The sequence below is a fragment of the Vibrio sp. 2033 genome (genome assembly GCF_033339735.1).
Window position 1 is genome coordinate 1 of sequence record NZ_JAWOVC010000017.1, and the last position, 19,132, is coordinate 19,132.

Sequence of the window (19,132 nt, forward strand, 5' to 3'; positions counted from 1 at the left end):
GGAGTGGTAGTTCAGTTGGTTAGAATACCGGCCTGTCACGCCGGGGGTCGCGGGTTCGAGTCCCGTCCACTCCGCCATTTATATTAAGCCTCAGTCGAAAGACTGAGGCTTTTTTCGTTTTGGTTCCCCGACTTACCTTAAACCCACTTTCATATTGAAACCTTGCATCGAGAGGCAGGCTTCCCTCTGGCTATGCTTTCTAAGCCCTGTATGAGTGAAGTGGAACGCAGTTTTGTGTGGTTTCTGCAGTCTCGAGCGCTAGTTTTGAGCCTCTTCATTCACCAAAGCTCCTTTTGTTCGATATTAGAAAATCTAGTTATGTGACAGAGTTTAATTGTTTGAGGTGTCACTTGTTCCAATTTTGAAAACAGGACGACTTTGAATACAAGTTTAGTCTCACTGAGATCAAGAGAGAGGGGGACTAAATTTCTGTTAAGGCTTTGATCTACCTGAATGCTAGCTCAGTTTTATCTTGGTGAGGTTGCTAACCTGTCTGGGTTCTGAACGTAAGCACCCTAAACGTCTCTTTCTCATAAAAATATAAACTCGCTCATTGCTAAGTATTGTGGAAGTTTAGCTTTGATGTTTGCGAGGAGCCTATATTGCCAAGGGAAGAGAAGTGATACAGATGAAAATGGGTAAATTAAAAGATTCGTCTATGAATACTATCTGTCGGCAATAGTTAGTATCTATGAAAATGTAGCGTAGCGATTCTTAGTATATTTGAAGGTATATCAAAGAATAAGGAACATTCGTCCTTGAAGGGGAGTCTGAAAATTAGTTATGAAAAAAGCAGCTAGGTAGCTGCTTTTTATTTATTAAGTTACGTGTCTTTAAGAGTCCACTGGCTCCGTATGTTCCGGAGTGGTTATTGCTTGGTTGTTCTCTTCCATCTTCTTCTCTTCTGCTTTTGCTTTTTCAATCATTGGAGTGATTGTTGAGCCTTGAATGAGGATAGAGAAAACAACGACGGAGTAGGTCATTACAAGAATAATCTCTTTTACATCGATTAACTTATCTTGAATCACCCAAATACCAGATGGAATGGAAAGTGCCATTGCCAATGCAAGGCCCCCGCGTAAGCCGCCCCACGTCAAAATACGCACTGACCATGGATTATATTTTCTGTAACGTTTAAAGCCTATGTAAGAAAGAAATACACTTAGATAGCGAGCTGCTAGTACAAGAGGGACTGAAATAGCCATCATGATCCAGTCTTCTTTGTGGAATTCAAATAGCAGCATCGACATACCGATCAGTAGGAATAACACGCCATTCAAGAATTCATCAACAAGCTCCCAAAAATGGTCAAGGTGATCTTCACTCTCTTTTGAAAAGCCAATAAAGCGTGTCCAGTTGCCAATCATAATACCGGATACAACCATTGCGAGTGGGCCTGATACATGGATGTATTCAGCAAATGCGTAACCTGCCGTTGGGACACCAATGGTAAGTAACAATTCCATTGAGTGATCATCGGTGGCACTGATCAAGTAGTGGAATAGCAAACCGAGGACGAAACCATATGTGATACCACCGATAGCTTCTTGGATGAAGAGTAAGGTGACACTACCTACAGTTGGTGCCTCAGTGCCAAATGCAATCGTAAATAGAGTGACGAAGATAACCAAACCGAAGCCATCATTGAAGAGCGATTCTCCTTCAATCTGAGTGGAGATACGTTTAGGAGCATCGAGTTTTTTCACAATAGCCAATACAGCGATTGGGTCAGTTGGCGATATTAGAGCACCAAATAGTAAGCAGTAGACCAAATCAAATTGGATGCCAATTAACTGACAAAACCCATACAGCGCAAATCCAATAAAGAACGTAGAAAACAGTGTAGCTCCAAGGGCTAAAACAGTGATCTCCCACTTTTGATCTTTAAGGTTCGGGAGTTTGATGCCTAGTCCACCAGCAAATAGTAAGAAGCCAAGAATGCCTTTGAGCAAGAAATCTTCGAAGTTAATCCTTGTGACCGTCTCCGTTGCAATTTCGGTGAGATGGAACCAGTTGTTTTGACCCGCAATTAAGATTAGAAGTGAAAGCACCATTGAACCTGCGGTAATCGCAATGGTGGTTTGCATCTTTCCTATCTTGCTGTTTACAAAAGCAATTAGCATCGCAGCTGCGGATAGAAAACATAAAGTATGATAGACCGACATAGAGCTCTCTATTTGTAACATTTTATGAATGGAATTCTCGGCTGATGCTGCTTAAATAGCAAACATTTTTTCGTGATTATTTTGCAAGTTAAGAAGGATATAAAATAATCATTAATTCTACGTTTAGACGTCTAGACTCCTGAAGTTTGTGTGATAGGATGGAAAGATAACTAAAGGAATGAGGCTGTACTGTGGGAAGTAACGTAATACAACAGATTGAAGCTCAATTGAAGCAACGTATTCTTTTGATTGATGGTGGTATGGGAACCATGATTCAAGGGTACAAACTTGAAGAGCAAGACTATCGAGGAACGCGCTTTGCGGATTGGCATTGTGATCTAAAAGGTAACAACGACCTGTTGGTTCTAAGTCAGCCTCAACTTATCAAGGAAATTCACGCTGCATATTTAGAAGCGGGTGCAGATATTCTCGAAACCAACACGTTTAACGCAACAACCATTGCGATGGCTGACTACGAGATGGAAAGCCTAAGTGAAGAAATTAACTTTGCTGCTGCCAAGCTTGCACGTGAAGTTGCAGACGAATGGACCGCAAAAACACCCGATAAACCGCGTTATGTCGCAGGGGTTTTAGGGCCGACGAACCGCACTTGTTCTATCTCTCCTGATGTAAACGACCCTGGATATCGAAATGTTTCTTTCGACGAGTTAGTTGAGGCTTACTCTGAATCGACTCGAGCGCTGATTAAAGGTGGTTCTGATCTTATTCTTATCGAGACCATCTTCGATACTCTTAACGCTAAGGCTTGTTCATTTGCTGTTGAAAGTGTGTTTGAAGAGATGGGGATTGAGTTACCTGTGATGATCTCGGGGACTATTACTGATGCTTCCGGTAGAACATTATCCGGTCAAACCACAGAAGCGTTTTACAACTCATTACGTCATGTTAAACCGATTTCGTTTGGTTTGAACTGTGCACTTGGCCCGGATGAACTGCGTCCTTATGTTGAAGAGCTCTCGCGTATATCAGAATCTTTTGTTTCCGCTCACCCAAATGCTGGGCTTCCGAATGCATTCGGCGAATACGATTTGTCGCCAGAAGATATGGCTAAGCATGTTAAAGAGTGGGCTCAAAGCGGCTTTTTAAACTTGATTGGTGGGTGTTGTGGTACAACTCCTGAGCACATTCGCCAAATGGCACTCGCGGTTGAAAATATCGCCCCTCGTCAATTACCTGAACTTCCCGTTGCTTGTCGCTTGTCTGGCTTAGAGCCGCTCGCCATTGATAAAGACTCTTTATTCATCAATGTCGGTGAGCGTACGAATGTAACTGGTTCTGCGCGTTTTAAGCGCTTGATTAAAGAAGAACTGTACGACGAAGCGCTCGATGTGGCTCGTCAACAAGTTGAAAATGGCGCTCAAATTATCGATATCAACATGGATGAAGGCATGTTGGATGCACAAGCTTGTATGGTTCGCTTTTTAAACCTTTGTGCGTCAGAACCTGAAATCTCAAAAGTACCAATCATGGTTGACTCTTCCAAGTGGGAGGTTATTGAAGCCGGTCTTAAGTGTATCCAAGGCAAAGGCATTGTTAACTCGATCTCTCTCAAAGAAGGCAAAGAGAAATTCGTTGAACAAGCTAAGTTGATCCGCCGTTACGGTGCGGCTGTGATTGTGATGGCGTTTGATGAGATTGGGCAAGCAGATACACGTGAGCGCAAAGTAGAAATTTGTACCAACGCTTACCGAATTCTTGTTGATGAAGTGGGCTTTCCACCAGAAGACATCATTTTTGACCCAAACATTTTTGCCATTGCTACGGGGATCGAGGAGCATAATAACTACGCGGTGGATTTCATTGAAGCCGTTGGCGATATCAAACGTGATTTACCACATGCGATGATATCTGGTGGTGTTTCTAACGTCTCATTCTCTTTCCGTGGCAATAACTATGTACGTGAAGCGATTCACGCGGTGTTCCTCTACCACTGTTTTAAAAATGGTATGGATATGGGGATTGTGAATGCGGGTCAGTTAGAAATCTACGATAACGTGCCTGAAAAATTGCGTGAGGCTGTGGAAGATGTCGTTCTTAACCGTCGTGATGACGCCACTGAGAGATTGTTAGATATCGCGGCGGAATATGCAGGCAAAGGGGTAGGTAAAGAGGAGGATGCCTCTGCACTTGAGTGGAGAACTTGGCCTGTTGAAAAGCGTTTAGAGCACGCGTTAGTGAAAGGAATAACTGAGTTCATCGTTGATGATACCGAAGAGGCTCGTGTCAACGCTTCAAAGCCATTAGAGGTGATTGAAGGCCCACTAATGGATGGGATGAACGTCGTCGGAGACTTGTTTGGTGAAGGTAAAATGTTCCTTCCTCAGGTCGTAAAATCTGCACGAGTGATGAAGCAAGCAGTCGCGCATCTGGAGCCCTACATCAATGCAGAAAAGCAGGTGGGACAAACAAACGGTAAGATTTTGCTAGCGACGGTCAAAGGTGATGTACATGATATCGGGAAAAATATCGTTGGCGTTGTATTGCAGTGCAATAATTATGAAATTATTGATCTTGGTGTCATGGTTCCTTGCGAAAAGATCTTAAAAGTAGCGCAAGAAGAAAACGTCGATATTATTGGTTTATCAGGGTTGATCACGCCTTCATTAGACGAAATGGTGCATGTTGCAAAAGAGATGGAGCGTCTCGACTTTAACTTACCTCTTCTCATCGGTGGCGCAACAACGTCAAAAGCCCATACAGCAGTTAAGATTGAGCAAAATTACAAGCATCCAGTGGTTTACGTGAGCAACGCCTCACGTGCAGTGGGCGTATGTACTTCTCTTCTGTCAGATGAACGTCGCCCTGAATTTGTTGAAAAACTTGAAGCTGATTACGAACGAGTACGTGATCAACATAATCGAAAGAAACCGAGAACCAAACCAGTGACATTAGAAGCTGCTCGAGCGAATAAAGTTGCTATCGATTGGGAAGCTTATACTCCTCCAGTGCCTGTTAAGCCTGGCATTCATATCTTCGATGATTTTGATGTGGCTATATTACGTCAATACATCGATTGGACACCATTCTTTATGACTTGGTCACTTGTGGGTAAGTATCCAACAATTTTCCAACATGAAGAAGTTGGTGAAGAAGCAAAACGTTTATTCGAAGATGCCAACGAGATACTTGATCGAGTTGAGCGAGAAGGCCTGTTAAAAGCGCGTGGAATGTGTGGCTTATTCCCTGCTGCGAGCGTGGGGGACGACATTGAAGTTTATGCTGATGAAACTCGTACCGACGTTGTGAAAGTATTACGTAACTTGCGACAACAGACCGAGAAACCAAAAGGATTCAACTATTGTTTATCCGACTACATCGCACCTAAAGAGTCGGGTAAGCATGATTGGATAGGGGCATTTGCTGTCACTGGTGGTATTGGTGAACGAGAGCTTGCTGATGAATACAAAGCACAGGGAGATGATTACAACGCAATTATGATTCAAGCGGTGGCGGATCGCCTAGCCGAAGCGTTTGCTGAGTATTTGCATGAGCGTGTCCGTAAAGAAATTTGGGGTTATGCTGCGGATGAAGATTTATCTAACGATGATCTCATTCGTGAAAAATACCAAGGTATTCGCCCTGCACCAGGTTATCCAGCGTGCCCTGAGCATACTGAAAAAGGACCGCTTTGGGAGCTACTTAATGTGGAAGAGAATATTGGCATGACTCTAACCTCCAGCTATGCAATGTATCCGGGCGCGTCAGTCTCTGGTTGGTATTTCTCTCATCCTGACTCACGTTACTTTGCGATCGCACAGATTCAAGAAGATCAGCTAGAGAGTTACGCCGATCGTAAGGGGTGGGATAGGATCGAGGCTGAAAAATGGTTAGGGCCAAACATTAACGGTTAAATTGATGTTTACCTCGTCCAAATGTAACAACTATTGAAACAACAAAGGGCTGCAGATACGCAGCCCTTTGTTTTATTGAGTTGAACTTACTTCTCAAACAACTCCGTGTGGAGTTTTTGTATGGCTTGTTTCGATACCGATTCATGGAGCAAGAAGCATAAGTTGTGAGGGCTAGCGCCATAACAAATCATGCGTAGGTTAAAATCTTCTAGCGTGCCAAAAACCTGTTTCGCGTAGCCTTTACTCTCACTCATGTTGTTACCAATGAGAGCAACGAGGCATAGGTCATGTTCAACTTCTACCTTACATAACTCTTCTAACTCTTCTCGTGCAGCTTGCGGCAGCTGCGGCGCGCCACCAGATGTATCAGTTTGATCAAGTGTTAACGATACACTGATTTCAGATGTCGTGATCAAATCGACAGAGATCTTATGCTTTGCAAGGATCTCAAAGACCTTTGCTAAGAAACCGTATGCGTGGAACATATTGGCGCTGCGTAGCGTTACCATGGTTTGGTTACAACGCAAAGCTAGCGCACGGAATAACGGTGAGCTTTCGACTTGGTGGCGAATCCAAGTTCCCCCTTTTTCAGGCTCTTTCGATGACCCTACAAATACCGGAATGTCGTGGCGCAATGCAGGTACTAGCGTAGAAGGGTGAAGGATTTTAGCGCCAAAGTTAGCCATTTCTGAAGCTTCACTAAAGCTGATCTCAGGAATTGGTGAGGCTTTTGGTGCAATTCGCGGGTCTGTTGTGTAGATACCCGGAACATCAGTCCAGATTTCTAGCCCTGCCGCTTTAACGCTCTCAGCAATTAAGGCGGCGCTGTAATCGCTGCCCCCTCGACCTAATGTTGTTGTATTACCGGCTTCGTCAGATCCTATGAAGCCTTGAGTAACAACAACGGATTGTTGGCAAAGTGGTACGAGTTTATCTTGCGCAAGCGTCGAAATTGCTTCAATGTTTGGCTCCGCGCGACCAAAGTTGTCATCAGTACGCAGCACATCGCGGATATCAAAGCGCACTGCTTGAATGCCTCGCTCACACATTAACTGAGTTAGAATGTGCGTCGACATGAGTTCACCACATGCGACTAAATGATCGGTTAACTTCGCACTAGCTTGGATAGATGCAGCCTCGGCCAGGCTGGTTACGGTATCTAATATGCCATACACCTCGGCAGCAGTTTTCGTGCTGTCTTCGAGCTGAGTTAAAATGGCGTCATGAATGTTGGCCAGATTTTGCAGTAGCTCAGTACGGTGCGTTTGATCCTGAACACCGTTGGCGAGTTCTACCAATAGGTTGGTGACGCCAGAGCAAGCGCTGCTCACGACTAGGCGAGTATTTGGATTGTTTTCGATAATGGTGGCGCAACGACTCATTGCCTCAAAGTTGGCAACACTGGTTCCACCGAATTTAGCTACGTTAAATGCGCTCACTGCGTTCTCCCACGACTTCCTAAAAAATTGTACATCCAATGTTTAGTGAGAAAAGGAACAGAGCAAAAAGAGAGGTATTTAGAATGCTATTTGAAAAATTTACCCTCAGAAGCCCTTCATCAGACTGCGCTGATGACAGTTGATGGGATTCAGCCCAATTCAACCGACAAGTCAAATCCTGCAACTTTGACTTACCTCGGCACTACTCCCCCTCAATGATTGGTGTTGGAATTGCGGTTCCACAAATCATCTACCTGGGTAGCGCTCCTCTTCTACATAAAGCTCAAACATTGAACGGTTTTGAGGCCTTAATGTCAATCAATATTTCAACCTTTATGGTGTTTTTTATTAACGATTTTGTGACACTGGTTTGACCTCCATACTTACGGCTAATTGCTGATAGAGGAAAAATCTATTAGGGTGAAGAACCCTACACCTGAGCCATGTTATTGAATAGAACTTTTAGAATGCTCAGGATAAAAGATAATCAAGGAGCTGACATGTCGATCCAAAGCTTTATTCCACCTCACCGTATTTTAATGGGACCTGGTCCTTCTGATATTTATCCTCAAGTGTTACAAGCACTAAGCCGTCCTACTGTAGGTCACCTTGATCCTCTGTTTATCGGTATGATGGATGAGCTCAAGCAGCTATTGAAGTATGCCTTTCAAACTGACAATGAGTTCACTATTGCGGTTTCAGCGCCAGGTAGTGCAGGGATGGAAACCTGCTTTGTAAACTTGATCGAGAAAGGCGATAAAGTGATCGTCTGCCGTAATGGTGTATTTGGTGAACGCATGCGCGAAAATGTCGTCCGTGCTGGTGGTGAAGTTGTTATCGTCGATGATGAATGGGGGACGCCTGTTTCCATTGATAAAGTCGAGCAAGCATTCGAACAGCACCCAGATACAAAAATTCTTGCTTTTGTGCATGCGGAAACCTCAACTGGTGCAGTCAGTGATGCTCAAGCATTGGGTAAGCTGGCGAAACAGCATAATGCATTATCTATTGTTGATGCGGTGACGTCACTTGGTGGTGTGCCGTTAAAAGTGGATGAATGGCAACTGGATGCGGTTTACTCTGGCAGTCAAAAATGTTTGTCATGTGTACCTGGACTCTCACCAGTGACGTTTTCTCCTGCCGCGATTGAAAAGATTCAAGCAAGAACAACACCAGTACAGAGTTGGTTCCTCGATCAGAGTTTAGTTTTGGGGTATTGGAGTGGAAAAGGCAAGCGTAGTTACCATCATACGGCGCCAGTTAATAGCTTGTATGCGCTTCATGAAGCTTTATTGATACTGAAAAATGAAGGATTAGAAAACGCTTGGGCTCGTCACCAACTGATGCATGAAAAACTCAAAAATGGCTTACAAAAGTTAGGATTTGAATTTGTTGTGGACGAAGCCCATCGGTTGCCACAATTAAATGCGATTTACGTGCCTGAAGGAATTGATGAAGCAAAAGTTCGTGCTCACTTGCTAGAAACCTATAACCTAGAAATTGGTGCAGGCCTTGGGGCATTAGCTGGTAAAGCGTGGCGTATTGGCTTAATGGGTTACGGCGCTCGATCTGAAAACGTTGCGCTGTGCTTAAAAGCGTTAGAAGAGTCACTCACTGAATAAAATCATACAGCAATGAGATAAAGAAAAGCGAAGGTCATCCCTTCGCTTTTTTGTACTTATTACTCTGCACCTGAAGTGGGGGCTGGTGAGGCAGAGATTGCTTGAGAAGGTGGTTGGTAATTGACGTCACTGAAATCAATCTTAGGGAACAAAAACTGCGCTTCAGCTCTAATTTGCTCCGCTTTACTTGAGTCATCTAAGCCTTGGTAGGCCAAAATCAAATTATTATAAAATGCAGGGCGAGGCTTATCTTTGATGATTTTTAGCGACCAATCGATATAAGGCTGAATCAAGGTTGCGTCTTGTTGGTACAGCCCAAGGTTTAAAAACGTGCTATAGACATCCCAATCAAACCTGTCTTTCCAAACCACAGGGTTACTGACTTGATTCAGAATATCAGGGTTAGTTGGTCTAGTGGTCTCAAACTTCGTCAATACATAGTTCGTATGTAATGCGCTTACCATGTAAAACGTAAACGCAACGGGAAGTACCAAACTAAAAACACGCAGCAAGCTTTTGGTCACATTACTAAAGCCGACTTGTCGATAACGAGAGACGCGCTGATCGACCCAGTACAGTAGGATAACGAAGATCAACCAATGCACGAGAGAGTGGTAGAAAGGGTATTCCAGTTGCGAGTGCAATACGATAGGTATAAACAAGGCCAGCAACGCAAGACGAGTTCCGCGTTTGGCTTGATAGATTCGATACAGTACCAGTGCCATCGCTAAGAAGATGCCGAGTATTGGCAGCAAGCCACCTTCTACTCCCCAGTAAAGCAGCTCGTTATGCGGATGATCCATGGCTGGCAAACCTGCTGGGTAATTCTCATTTAGGGCATGTTGACGAGCCGTATACAGCATGTACTCAGATTCAAACTTGCCATATCCATAACCAGTAAAAGGCTTTTCAATCACCATGTCTAATGTTTGCGGAAAAGTATACGCTCGAGGAGACTCCATATTTACTTTTTCTGCGGCTAACCTACCTCCATCAGGAAAGGCAAGATGCATGACAACGACAGAGAGTAAGAGCCCACTTACAAGTGACACAACCCAGCGGATAAAGCGCCCTTTGGTTGCAAAGCGGTACATGTATGGAATGACCAACAACACGGCGATGACCGAGGCTAACCAACCAGTGCGTGAAGCCAACGCCACAATTAGTGGTAAAGTTAAAACTGGTACGGCATAGAGAAGGTAAACATCGCTTAACTTACGATCGTATTTGTAGGGCTGACGTGCAAGTAAATAGCTGGCAATCACCAACCCTGTCGCAAGAAAACTGGCCATTACATTGGGCTGTTGGAAAATACCATAAGGACGATTGGCCACCGTGTCGTAACCAAACGGATTGCCTGGTTTGAGATACAGATATTGTGTCAGACCAAAAATGGCTTCGATAACAACCGCAAGGACAATGAACCATAATAGGCGTTGGCGATGTTTATTACTGAAATGAAATTGTTGTAAAACAATAAAGAACAGGACACCACACCACAGGCCTATGAGCTTATTGGCTGCCAAGCTGCTATTCGCATTTGGGTACAGAATGGGCACTGTCATGATAAGAGCACTAATGAACAAGCCGATGGTTAGTTTTGAGTAACGTAGCACTCGATTATTCGCTAGTTGGTAACACCCAATGCCTAATGCAAAGCTAAAAGCAATCCAAGTTGTCGCATTGAACGAAAGCGAAAGCCCCGAACCGCCGGGGTTGGGCATGAAAAAGTGCATTGCCAACACAAATAGTGTTGCCAAGGCAATGAGAAACTTGCGATTGAGGGGAACCTGTACTTTTTCGGGAGAAAGCTTTGTTCCACTTACATGTATAGTAGCCATAGTTATTGCGTTGTTTTGAATGAAAAAAGACCAGCACTTGCTGGTCTCGATACTTTACCTGTTTTTTCTACTTCAACATAGGCTTGAGGAAGTGAGCTGTGTGCGAACCCTCGATTTGCGACACATCTTCCGGAGTGCCTTGAGCGATTATCTCGCCGCCACCTTGACCCCCTTCAGGACCAAGATCGATAATCCAGTCCGCAGTCTTAATGACGTCCAGGTTATGCTCGATCACCACGACAGTGTTTCCGTGGTCGCGAAGTCTGTGCAGTACAGTGAGCAACTGCTGGATATCATGGAAGTGCAAGCCGGTTGTTGGTTCATCCAAAATGTACAAGGTTTTTCCTGTATCACGTTTGGATAGCTCTCGCGCCAGTTTCACACGCTGTGCTTCACCACCGGAGAGTGTTGTTGCCGCTTGACCCAATCGTATGTACGACAAACCCACATCCATCAGTGTTTGTAGTTTGCGAGCGATGGCAGGAACTGGATCGAAGAAGGTGCGTGCATCTTCGACCGTCATTTCTAGCACTTCATCAATAGTTTTACCTTTGTAACGTACTTCGAGCGTTTCACGGTTGTAGCGTTTACCTTTACACACATCACATGGCACATAAACATCTGGTAGGAAGTGCATTTCTACTTTGATAACACCGTCACCCTGACAGGCCTCACAACGACCACCGCGTACGTTAAAACTAAAACGGCCCGGTTTGTAACCGCGAGAACGCGACTCCTGTGTGCCTGCAAACAGTTCACGGATTGGTGTAAAGATCCCCGTATAGGTTGCAGGGTTAGAGCGAGGTGTACGGCCAATTGGGCTTTGATCGATATCGATGACTTTATCGAAGTGCTCTAGACCTTTAATCGATTTATAAGGTGAAGGCTGAGCCGTTGTCGCTCCGTTAAGTTGGGTATGCGCAATTTTAAAGAAAGTATCATTAATCAGCGTTGATTTACCTGAGCCAGATACTCCTGTAATACAGCTGAATAACCCAACGGGAATTGAAAGGTTAACGTTTTTAAGGTTATTACCTGTTGCGCCTAATAGCTCAACCGTTTTTTTCGGATCTCGCGGCGTGCGATCTTTCGGTACTGCGATTTCTTTAACACCACTTAAGTACTGACCTGTCAGAGAATTCGGATTCGCGACTATCTCTTCCATGGTGCCTTCCGCAACAACATTACCACCATGTACGCCAGCACCAGGACCAATATCTATGACATGATCTGCACAGCGAATCGCATCTTCATCGTGTTCTACCACAAGTACGGTATTACCTAAATCGCGCAAATGAGTGAGCGTTTTTAATAAGCGTTCATTATCACGCTGGTGGAGACCAATCGACGGTTCATCTAAGACGTACATGACACCAACAAGACCTGCACCAATTTGGCTTGCTAAACGAATACGTTGAGCTTCACCGCCTGATAAGGTTTCAGCACTGCGTGATAAGTTTAGGTAGTTCAAACCGACGTTAACTAAGAATTGCAGACGGTCGTTGATTTCCTTCATCACTTTTTCAGCGATTTGGGCGCGTTGACCTTCCAGTTTCAAGGAATGGAAGAATTCCAATGCATCAGCAATGCTGAGTTCAACAATCTCAGGTAGTGTCGTATCAGCAATAAACACGTTACGTGCTTCAAGGCGTAGACGAGTACCGCCACAGCTTGAACAAGATTTAGTGGAGATGTATTTTGCAAGCTCTTCACGGACAGAGTTGGATTCTGTATCACGATAGCGACGTTCTAGGGTATTCAGAATACCTTCGAATGGATGGCGTTTAACGCGAATATCGCCACGATCGTTGATGTATTTAAACTCAATCTCAGTACGACCTGAGCCCTTTAGAATGACATCTTGCGTTTTCTTTGGCAGAGAATTAAAAGGGGCATGGAGGTCAAAACCATAATGATCGGCCAATGAGGTGAGCATTTGGAAGTAGTAGTAGTTCTTTTGATCCCAACCGCGAATCGCACCTTGTGCCAAGCTTAATGAATCATCTTGAATGACTCGGCTTGGATCGAAGTATTGTTGAACACCCAAGCCATCACAAGTGCCACATGCACCAGCAGGGTTGTTGAATGAGAAAAGTCGCGGCTCTAACTCTTGCATGCTGTAACCACATTGTGGACAAGCGAAGTTGGCGGAGAAAATAATCTCTTCACCGTCGCCATCCATTGGCGCGACAACCGCAATTCCGCCTGATAATTCGAGCGTGGTCTCGAAAGATTCGGCCAAGCGCTGTTGTAAGTCTGGACGAACTTTAAAGCGGTCTACCACCACTTCAATGGTGTGCTTTTTATGTAGCTCAAGGGTTGGAGGATCGGAAAGATCGCAAGTTTCTCCATCAATACGCGCACGAATAAAGCCTTGAGCCGCTAAGTTCTCAAGCGTTTTAACATGCTCACCTTTACGTTCTTTGACAATAGGTGCCAATAGCATCATTTTGCTGCCTTCCGGCATCTCTAGGACTTTGTCCACCATTTGACTGATGGTTTGCGCAGCAAGAGGGGCATGGTGCGTTGGACAGCGGGGTTCGCCCACACGAGCATACAATAGACGTAAGTAGTCGTAGACTTCGGTAATTGTACCGACGGTTGAACGCGGGTTATGAGAGGTAGATTTCTGTTCAATAGAAATCGCAGGTGATAACCCTTCAATGTGGTCGACATCGGGTTTTTCCATCAGAGACAAAAACTGACGAGCGTAGGCAGAGAGAGACTCTACGTAGCGTCGTTGGCCTTCTGCATACAATGTATCGAAAGCGAGAGAGGATTTACCGGAGCCACTTAGTCCAGTAATGACAATCAGTTTATCGCGAGGGATTGTAAGATTAATGTCTTTAAGGTTATGGGTTCGGGCACCGCGAACTTCTATTTTATCCATCGTTTTTGCTCTATGTATAACCAAGTGGGGCAAGTATTACATAGTGTGAGAAATGTGCAAAGAAAATTACTGGATAAAAAAACAGTAAAGTAAAAAGCCCAGCGTTGTGCTGGGCTTTCGATACAGTAATTTCGTACTACGACGATGCTTTATACAGCTTTTTGTGTTGCGTGCTTACCTAGCTCAGAGGTTTTTTCATCTTTTAGATACAGGTTTTCAAAACAATAGTTAGTTGCTTCGATGTAACCTTCAACGCTACCACAGTCAAAGCGTTTGCCCTTGAATTTGTAAGCCAACACACAGCCCGCTTTTGCTTGCTTCAGCAGCGCGTCAGTGATTTGAATTTCACCACCTTTACCAGGTTCGGTGTTTTCGATCAGTTCAAAAATATCGGGAGTCAGGATGTAGCGGCCAATGATAGCAAGGTTGCTAGGCGCCGTGCCTTTCTCTGGTTTTTCTACCATGTCGTCTACGCGATAGATGTCGTCTTTGATCATTTCACCAGAGATAACGCCGTATTTGTGTGTTTCTTCGGCTGGTACTTCTTGCACTGCAACGATAGAACAGCGGAACTGCTTAAATAGTGCCACCATCTGAGCCAGTACGCCCTCTTGCTCGTTCACACAAAGGTCATCAGCAAGAACAACAGCAAATGGCTCATCACCTACCAATTCTCGTCCAGTTAGAATCGCGTGGCCCAAGCCTTTCATTTCGCGTTGACGTATGTAAGTGAAGTTTGCAGATTCAATGATTTCACGGATATCTACCAACAGCTCTTCTTTGTTGGTACCGCTAATCTGATGTTCCAGTTCGTAGTTCTTATCAAAGTGGTCCATGATCGAGTGCTTGCCACGACCTGTCACAATACACATGCCGTTCATACCAGCTTGGATTGCTTCTTCGACACCGTATTCAATAAGCGGTTTATTCACGACTGGCATCATCTCCTTTGGCATAGATTTCGTTGCCGGTAGGAAGCGTGTGCCATAGCCTGCAGCAGGGAACAGACATTTTTTTATCATTGGGGGAATATCCTATCTCGTTTTTATCAAGAATCTGCGCATAACTTTAACACGAGAGGTATCAATGAATCATGAATAAAGTAGGAAAAAATGTGAGACTCGGTGCGGAAAAAAGATGAGCGACTCGTCATTTCAGTTATCAGAGCCGCTCACATTGCATCACGACATTAAGTTTTGGTCTGCCCACGCGATTGCCTGTACTCGGTTCTTTACGGATAGCTTTTTGAATATCTGATACAAGTGCGATTTGATGGTGAATTCACTGACGAATAACTCCTCGGCCATCTGACTGTTCGAGGCGCCAGCTTGTAGGCAACGCAGTACTTGTAGCTCACGAATGGTTAGGTCTACCGTAGCTGGTGCAGTATGAGTATTAATGACATTGCGGTAATAGTGTAAAAGTTGACTGGTTACATTACGCGGCAGCCAGTTTTGACCGTTAACAATGCCTTTTAACCCTTCTCCAATTTGCTCTAGCGTATCTTCAGAATAAAACACACCTTTTAATTGACCAAATGAAAGAAGTTCATCCGTGGTTAGTCTTTTAGGCACGTTGAAGACAACGGTTTCAAAGTTTTTCCATACAAGAGGCAAGTTTTTGATCGATTGAACAAGTGATTTATGTTCACTGAAGTCGATCAGTAGAATTTTATTACGGTGTTGTGGCTTGGCTTCCATGAGTGCTTCGGTTGAAATCACCGGGATGCTCATATCAATGTACTTTTCGAGTGCCGCCACTTTTTTTTGCGCATTATCTTCCATACTGATCAGAAATAGCTTTCTTGCGTAAGCCGACTTTCTCACGTGTTCCAATCTCCCTGGGTTCAATAGAAGCCATAAACTGGCACTAAAGAGAGGCCATAACCATCGCTTTACTGAATAAATGCGTTCGAATTCAAAGCTTCACGAAACGATGTCTGCAACGCGAATCAAAAATGCTACACACGTAAGTTGAAATACGATTTGGGTTCTAGAGCATGACTCAATAGATCACAATGGTATTAGACTTTAATCAAAACATTAAAGCGTGCTATTCTAATGCGCTAAAATTTTATATATCCAGAGTGAAACGGAGCACATCATGGCCAGCCGTGGAATTAACAAAGTTATTTTGGTGGGGAATCTAGGTAACGACCCTGAAATTCGTTACATGCCGAATGGCGGTGCAGTAGCAAACATTACTATTGCGACTTCTGATTCATGGCGTGATAAAGCGACTGGCGAACAGCGCGAAAAAACGGAATGGCACCGTGTTGTGTTGTTCGGCAAACTTGCGGAAGTAGCAGGTGAGTACTTGCGTAAAGGCTCTCAAGTTTACATTGAAGGGCAACTGCAAACTCGCAAATGGCAAGATCAAAGTGGTCAAGATCGCTACTCAACTGAAGTCGTTGTTCAAGGCTTCAATGGTGTGATGCAAATGCTTGGCGGTCGTGCTCAAGGTGGCGGTGCACCTATGGGCGGTCAACAGCAGCAACAAGGTGGATGGGGTCAGCCTCAACAGCCAGCTCAGCAGCAGTACAATGCGCCTCAGCAACAGCAACCACAACAACAGGCTCCGCAGCAACCACAGCAGCAGTACAATGAGCCACCAATGGATTTTGACGACGATATCCCGTTCTGAACTAAGACAAAATAAAAAATGTTGAAAAACACACTAAAGGCCGCTAATAGCGGCCTTTTCTTTTATTGGCTGAAAAAAAAGTGTTTATTTTTTAAGCTGGGTGTGTATATTATTAACTTACAAGTTTTTATGTTGATTTCTTTGGTTAGGTATGAAGATTGAGATAAAGAAGTTTATGAGCGGTGAGCGTTATGTCTTTTTACTAGACGATGACGGCATGCCTGATTTTTGGGTAACGCACTTTGTCACTAATAAACTCAGGAAGAATTTAACAACATCTTCAATTCAACAGTATCTAAAGTCCATCAAACACTTAAAACTTTGGGAAAGTATAAATGGTAGAGATCTGCTTGAAGAAATTTACAATGGGACCATTCCAACCCTTGATGATATCAATGCTCTGAAAGAGCATTGTAGCTATCGAGCTAGCGTCTTCAAAAATCAGACTAAAACAAATGTTACCGATATGGGCAAATTTCACCTTTCTAAATCAAAAGATAAGCCCACCGTCACAAAGTCTCAGTATATATCTCGCATGGCTCACATTACTGAATATCTCCACTTTTGTGGTAAAGAGCGAGTTAAGAAGAAACCGTCTGCTTCGCAGTTATCTGATGCGCTTGATTTAATGAAGACGCAGCTAAAAAGCGACATGCCAAAGGATCGTTTAAAAAGCAAACAAATGGCTTTAGATAAATCTGGGATACCAGATGATGTATTTGAAGATTTTGTTGCCGTGGCTAAACCCAACTCTGAACACAATCCCTTTAGTAACTCTGTCATTCGGTTTCGAAATTACCTCATCGTTCAAATCTTGTATGAAACGGGATGTAGACGCAGTGAACTAGCAGCTCTAAGAATTGGTGACATCGGTACTGATACTGACAACCCCACCTTATCAGTTGTACGCAGACATAATAGTAAAGAAGATCCTCGTTTAGATGAGCCTACAGCGAAGACGCTTGGTAGAGCCGTCCCAATCTCGAAAGAACTGAGAGATTTACTAAATACCTACGTTAGAACACATCGTTTTCAGACAAAGGCGGCCAAAAAACATCCATTTATATTTGTCTCTCACAAAGCCAAAAGTGGAAGCTATGAATCAGGTCAACCGCTGGTAAAACAAACGATAAACGATATTTTTAATCGTATTCGCAAGGTTAATTTTGAACGTTTTTGGGGGATCACGCCACACAGCTTTAGGCATTATTTCAACCATCTGCTATCCAAATGTATTGACCAAGAAAAAAAAGCGGTTGAAGAAGAAGTGAAGCGATTGGAAGCCGAAGGGAAGCCCCAAGCAGCCAAACTATATGCAGATGAAAATAAAATCACCGAAGCGCGTGAGCTAGAGATTAGAGCTGAGAAGAATGGACATTCCGACCTAAACTCTGGCAGACCTTATTTGAAACGAACAGTTATAGAACAAGCCAATAAGATGCGGAGAAAGATGCATGAAAATTTAAAACATAAGGCTGAAGTAGGTGTTTATGGCTATTAATACGAAAAAAAACAGTGATTATAGAGATATAAAGTCAAAGACAGACAAGCGACTAAGTAAAGCTAACTATGAGTTTGACGTTTATTCTGATAATTGGCAGTTGGATACCAATGTGCGTTTGAATTTGACTCTTTTAGAACCATTAAGTCTTACTCCTAAGTTTTCTGAGTGTTTCAGACTTGCTTTAGCGGACTACGCTGCTGAGTTTTCATCTTCTTACACGTCCAATATTTTTCGAGAGTGTCGTGCTCTCTTTGCTTTTGGTGTGACAAATAAAATCAGTGAGAAGCACGTCGTCAATTTTAAGAGCAGCTTGACTAAAAACACAGAATACAAGCTAGGGAGTATCCGTGCTTTTTTGCTTGATTGGCATGACAAGGAAATCTACGGTGTTGATAAGAAAGTTGTTGGCTTGCTCTCAGCGCTCAAAATTTCAGGAAATGAAAAAGGGAAAGCGGTTGCACTTGGTTGCCTGTTTAGCGGTGCTTATACACTGGAGGAGCAATCAGCATTCATTACGTGGTACGTAGATGCATTTACAGAGCAGCTCATTTCATTATATGACTATGCATTTATCATGGCATTGCAATACACAGGTGCTCGGCCTATCCAATTAACCCATATGTATTATGAGGATCTACTCACAAGAACAGAGGCTGGCATTGAGCACTTTGATTTACGAATACCTAACGCCAAAAAACGTAATGAAACGTTTAGAGGGTCTTACCAAATCAAAAAAGATGTGAGTGAAGACCTAATATTGGTGCTGACTGCACAGGCAAAACAATCAATAAAAATGGTTGAAGAACATTTCAACGTTAGCCTTACTAGTCAGCAGAAAAAGCATATCCCCATTTTTATTAATGACCGAGAGATATCGAATCTCACTGACTTTAGTGCATTCGAAGAAATAAAACAGAAAACGCCTGATTTATTGTGCTTACGGACGAGAGGTGCAAATCCATCAGTAGGGGAAATAACACGAAGATTAGCTCGGCTTTGCCCCTTAAAAACAACCCGAATTAAAGTGGGTGGGGATTATGGAGATTTGCATATTAATCCACGTCGATTTCGTTACACTCATGCGACGAACATGTCTATGCTTGGAGCCAGCGAGCATACGATAGCTGAGGAGTTAGGGGCATGAAGATACTCAACA

The 19,132-nt window shown here is 43.7% G+C and carries 11 protein-coding genes, 1 tRNA gene and 1 riboswitch; of the genes, 6 read left to right on the forward strand and 6 right to left on the reverse strand.

Features of this window, described 5'->3' with window-relative positions; translation table 11 throughout:
• Positions 1-77 (forward strand) — tRNA-Asp (locus tag R7P74_RS18810).
• Between the two features lie 756 nt (positions 78-833).
• Here R7P74_RS18810 and R7P74_RS18815 read toward each other — a convergent pair.
• Positions 834-2,165, reverse strand: a complete 1,332-nt coding sequence (locus R7P74_RS18815) for a cation:proton antiporter (RefSeq protein ID WP_053306797.1) — start codon at positions 2,163-2,165, stop codon at positions 834-836.
• A gap of 191 nt (positions 2,166-2,356) precedes the next feature.
• Here R7P74_RS18815 and metH point away from each other — a divergent pair, with 191 nt between their 5' ends.
• Positions 2,357-6,037, forward strand: a complete 3,681-nt coding sequence (gene metH / locus R7P74_RS18820) for a methionine synthase (protein ID WP_318123050.1) — start codon at positions 2,357-2,359, stop codon at positions 6,035-6,037.
• A gap of 86 nt (positions 6,038-6,123) precedes the next feature.
• Here metH and lysC read toward each other — a convergent pair whose 3' ends face one another.
• Positions 6,124-7,476, reverse strand: a complete 1,353-nt coding sequence (lysC, locus tag R7P74_RS18825) for a lysine-sensitive aspartokinase 3 (RefSeq protein ID WP_017821324.1) — start codon at positions 7,474-7,476, stop codon at positions 6,124-6,126.
• A 101-nt stretch (positions 7,477-7,577) separates the two neighbouring features.
• A riboswitch (Lysine riboswitch) is annotated at positions 7,578-7,756 on the reverse strand.
• Positions 7,757-7,976: 220 nt separating this feature from the next.
• Here lysC and R7P74_RS18830 point away from each other — a divergent pair.
• Positions 7,977-9,098, forward strand: coding sequence for a pyridoxal-phosphate-dependent aminotransferase family protein (locus R7P74_RS18830; RefSeq protein ID WP_053350597.1), 1,122 nt, complete (start codon positions 7,977-7,979; stop codon positions 9,096-9,098).
• Positions 9,099-9,157: 59 nt separating this feature from the next.
• On the opposite strand, the gene R7P74_RS18835 is transcribed toward R7P74_RS18830, so the two are convergent.
• The 4 genes from R7P74_RS18835 to R7P74_RS18850 form a co-directional block, all read right to left on the reverse strand.
• The gene (locus R7P74_RS18835) at positions 9,158-10,939 is read right to left on the reverse strand and encodes a PglL family O-oligosaccharyltransferase (protein ID WP_318123053.1); all 1,782 of its coding nucleotides are present in this window, start codon (positions 10,937-10,939) and stop codon (positions 9,158-9,160) included.
• Positions 10,940-11,006: 67 nt separating this feature from the next.
• The gene (gene uvrA, locus R7P74_RS18840; protein ID WP_005381241.1) at positions 11,007-13,829 is read right to left on the reverse strand and encodes an excinuclease ABC subunit UvrA; all 2,823 of its coding nucleotides are present in this window, start codon (positions 13,827-13,829) and stop codon (positions 11,007-11,009) included.
• A gap of 149 nt (positions 13,830-13,978) precedes the next feature.
• A complete protein-coding gene (gene galU / locus R7P74_RS18845; RefSeq protein ID WP_005381239.1) occupies positions 13,979-14,851 on the reverse strand; it encodes a UTP--glucose-1-phosphate uridylyltransferase GalU in 873 nt (290 codons plus the stop codon).
• Between the two features lie 159 nt (positions 14,852-15,010).
• Positions 15,011-15,655, reverse strand: coding sequence for a LuxR C-terminal-related transcriptional regulator (locus R7P74_RS18850; RefSeq protein WP_033907423.1), 645 nt, complete (start codon positions 15,653-15,655; stop codon positions 15,011-15,013).
• Positions 15,656-15,932: 277 nt separating this feature from the next.
• Between R7P74_RS18850 and R7P74_RS18855 the strand changes: the two genes are divergently transcribed.
• The 3 genes from R7P74_RS18855 (at position 15,933) to R7P74_RS18865 (ending at position 19,120) form a co-directional block, all read left to right on the forward strand.
• Positions 15,933-16,472: a single-stranded DNA-binding protein gene (locus R7P74_RS18855; protein WP_005387798.1), complete on the forward strand. Its 540-nt coding sequence runs from the start codon at positions 15,933-15,935 to the stop codon at positions 16,470-16,472.
• A gap of 151 nt (positions 16,473-16,623) precedes the next feature.
• The gene (locus tag R7P74_RS18860; RefSeq protein WP_225474112.1) at positions 16,624-17,973 is read left to right on the forward strand and encodes a tyrosine-type recombinase/integrase; all 1,350 of its coding nucleotides are present in this window, start codon (positions 16,624-16,626) and stop codon (positions 17,971-17,973) included.
• Positions 17,963-19,120 (forward strand): site-specific integrase, encoded by a 1,158-nt coding sequence (locus tag R7P74_RS18865; protein WP_225474113.1) that lies wholly within the window; start codon positions 17,963-17,965, stop codon positions 19,118-19,120. Before R7P74_RS18860 ends, R7P74_RS18865 begins: the two co-directional genes overlap by 11 nt.
• Positions 19,121-19,132: the final 12 nt, after the last annotated feature.

Bases quoted from the DNA above. Each gene is read 5' to 3' on its own strand.
- R7P74_RS18815 (WP_053306797.1), bottom strand. From the start codon at position 2,165: ATGTCGGTCTATCATACTTTATGTTTTCTATCCGCAGCTGCGATGCTA.
- R7P74_RS18830 (WP_053350597.1), top strand. From the start codon at position 7,977: ATGTCGATCCAAAGCTTTATTCCACCTCACCGTATTTTAATGGGACCT.
- R7P74_RS18835 (WP_318123053.1), bottom strand. From the start codon at position 10,939: ATGGCTACTATACATGTAAGTGGAACAAAGCTTTCTCCCGAAAAAGTA.
- uvrA (WP_005381241.1), bottom strand. From the start codon at position 13,829: ATGGATAAAATAGAAGTTCGCGGTGCCCGAACCCATAACCTTAAAGAC.
- galU (WP_005381239.1), bottom strand. From the start codon at position 14,851: ATGATAAAAAAATGTCTGTTCCCTGCTGCAGGCTATGGCACACGCTTC.
- R7P74_RS18855 (WP_005387798.1), top strand. From the start codon at position 15,933: ATGGCCAGCCGTGGAATTAACAAAGTTATTTTGGTGGGGAATCTAGGT.
- R7P74_RS18860 (WP_225474112.1), top strand. From the start codon at position 16,624: ATGAAGATTGAGATAAAGAAGTTTATGAGCGGTGAGCGTTATGTCTTT.
- R7P74_RS18865 (WP_225474113.1), top strand. From the start codon at position 17,963: ATGGCTATTAATACGAAAAAAAACAGTGATTATAGAGATATAAAGTCA.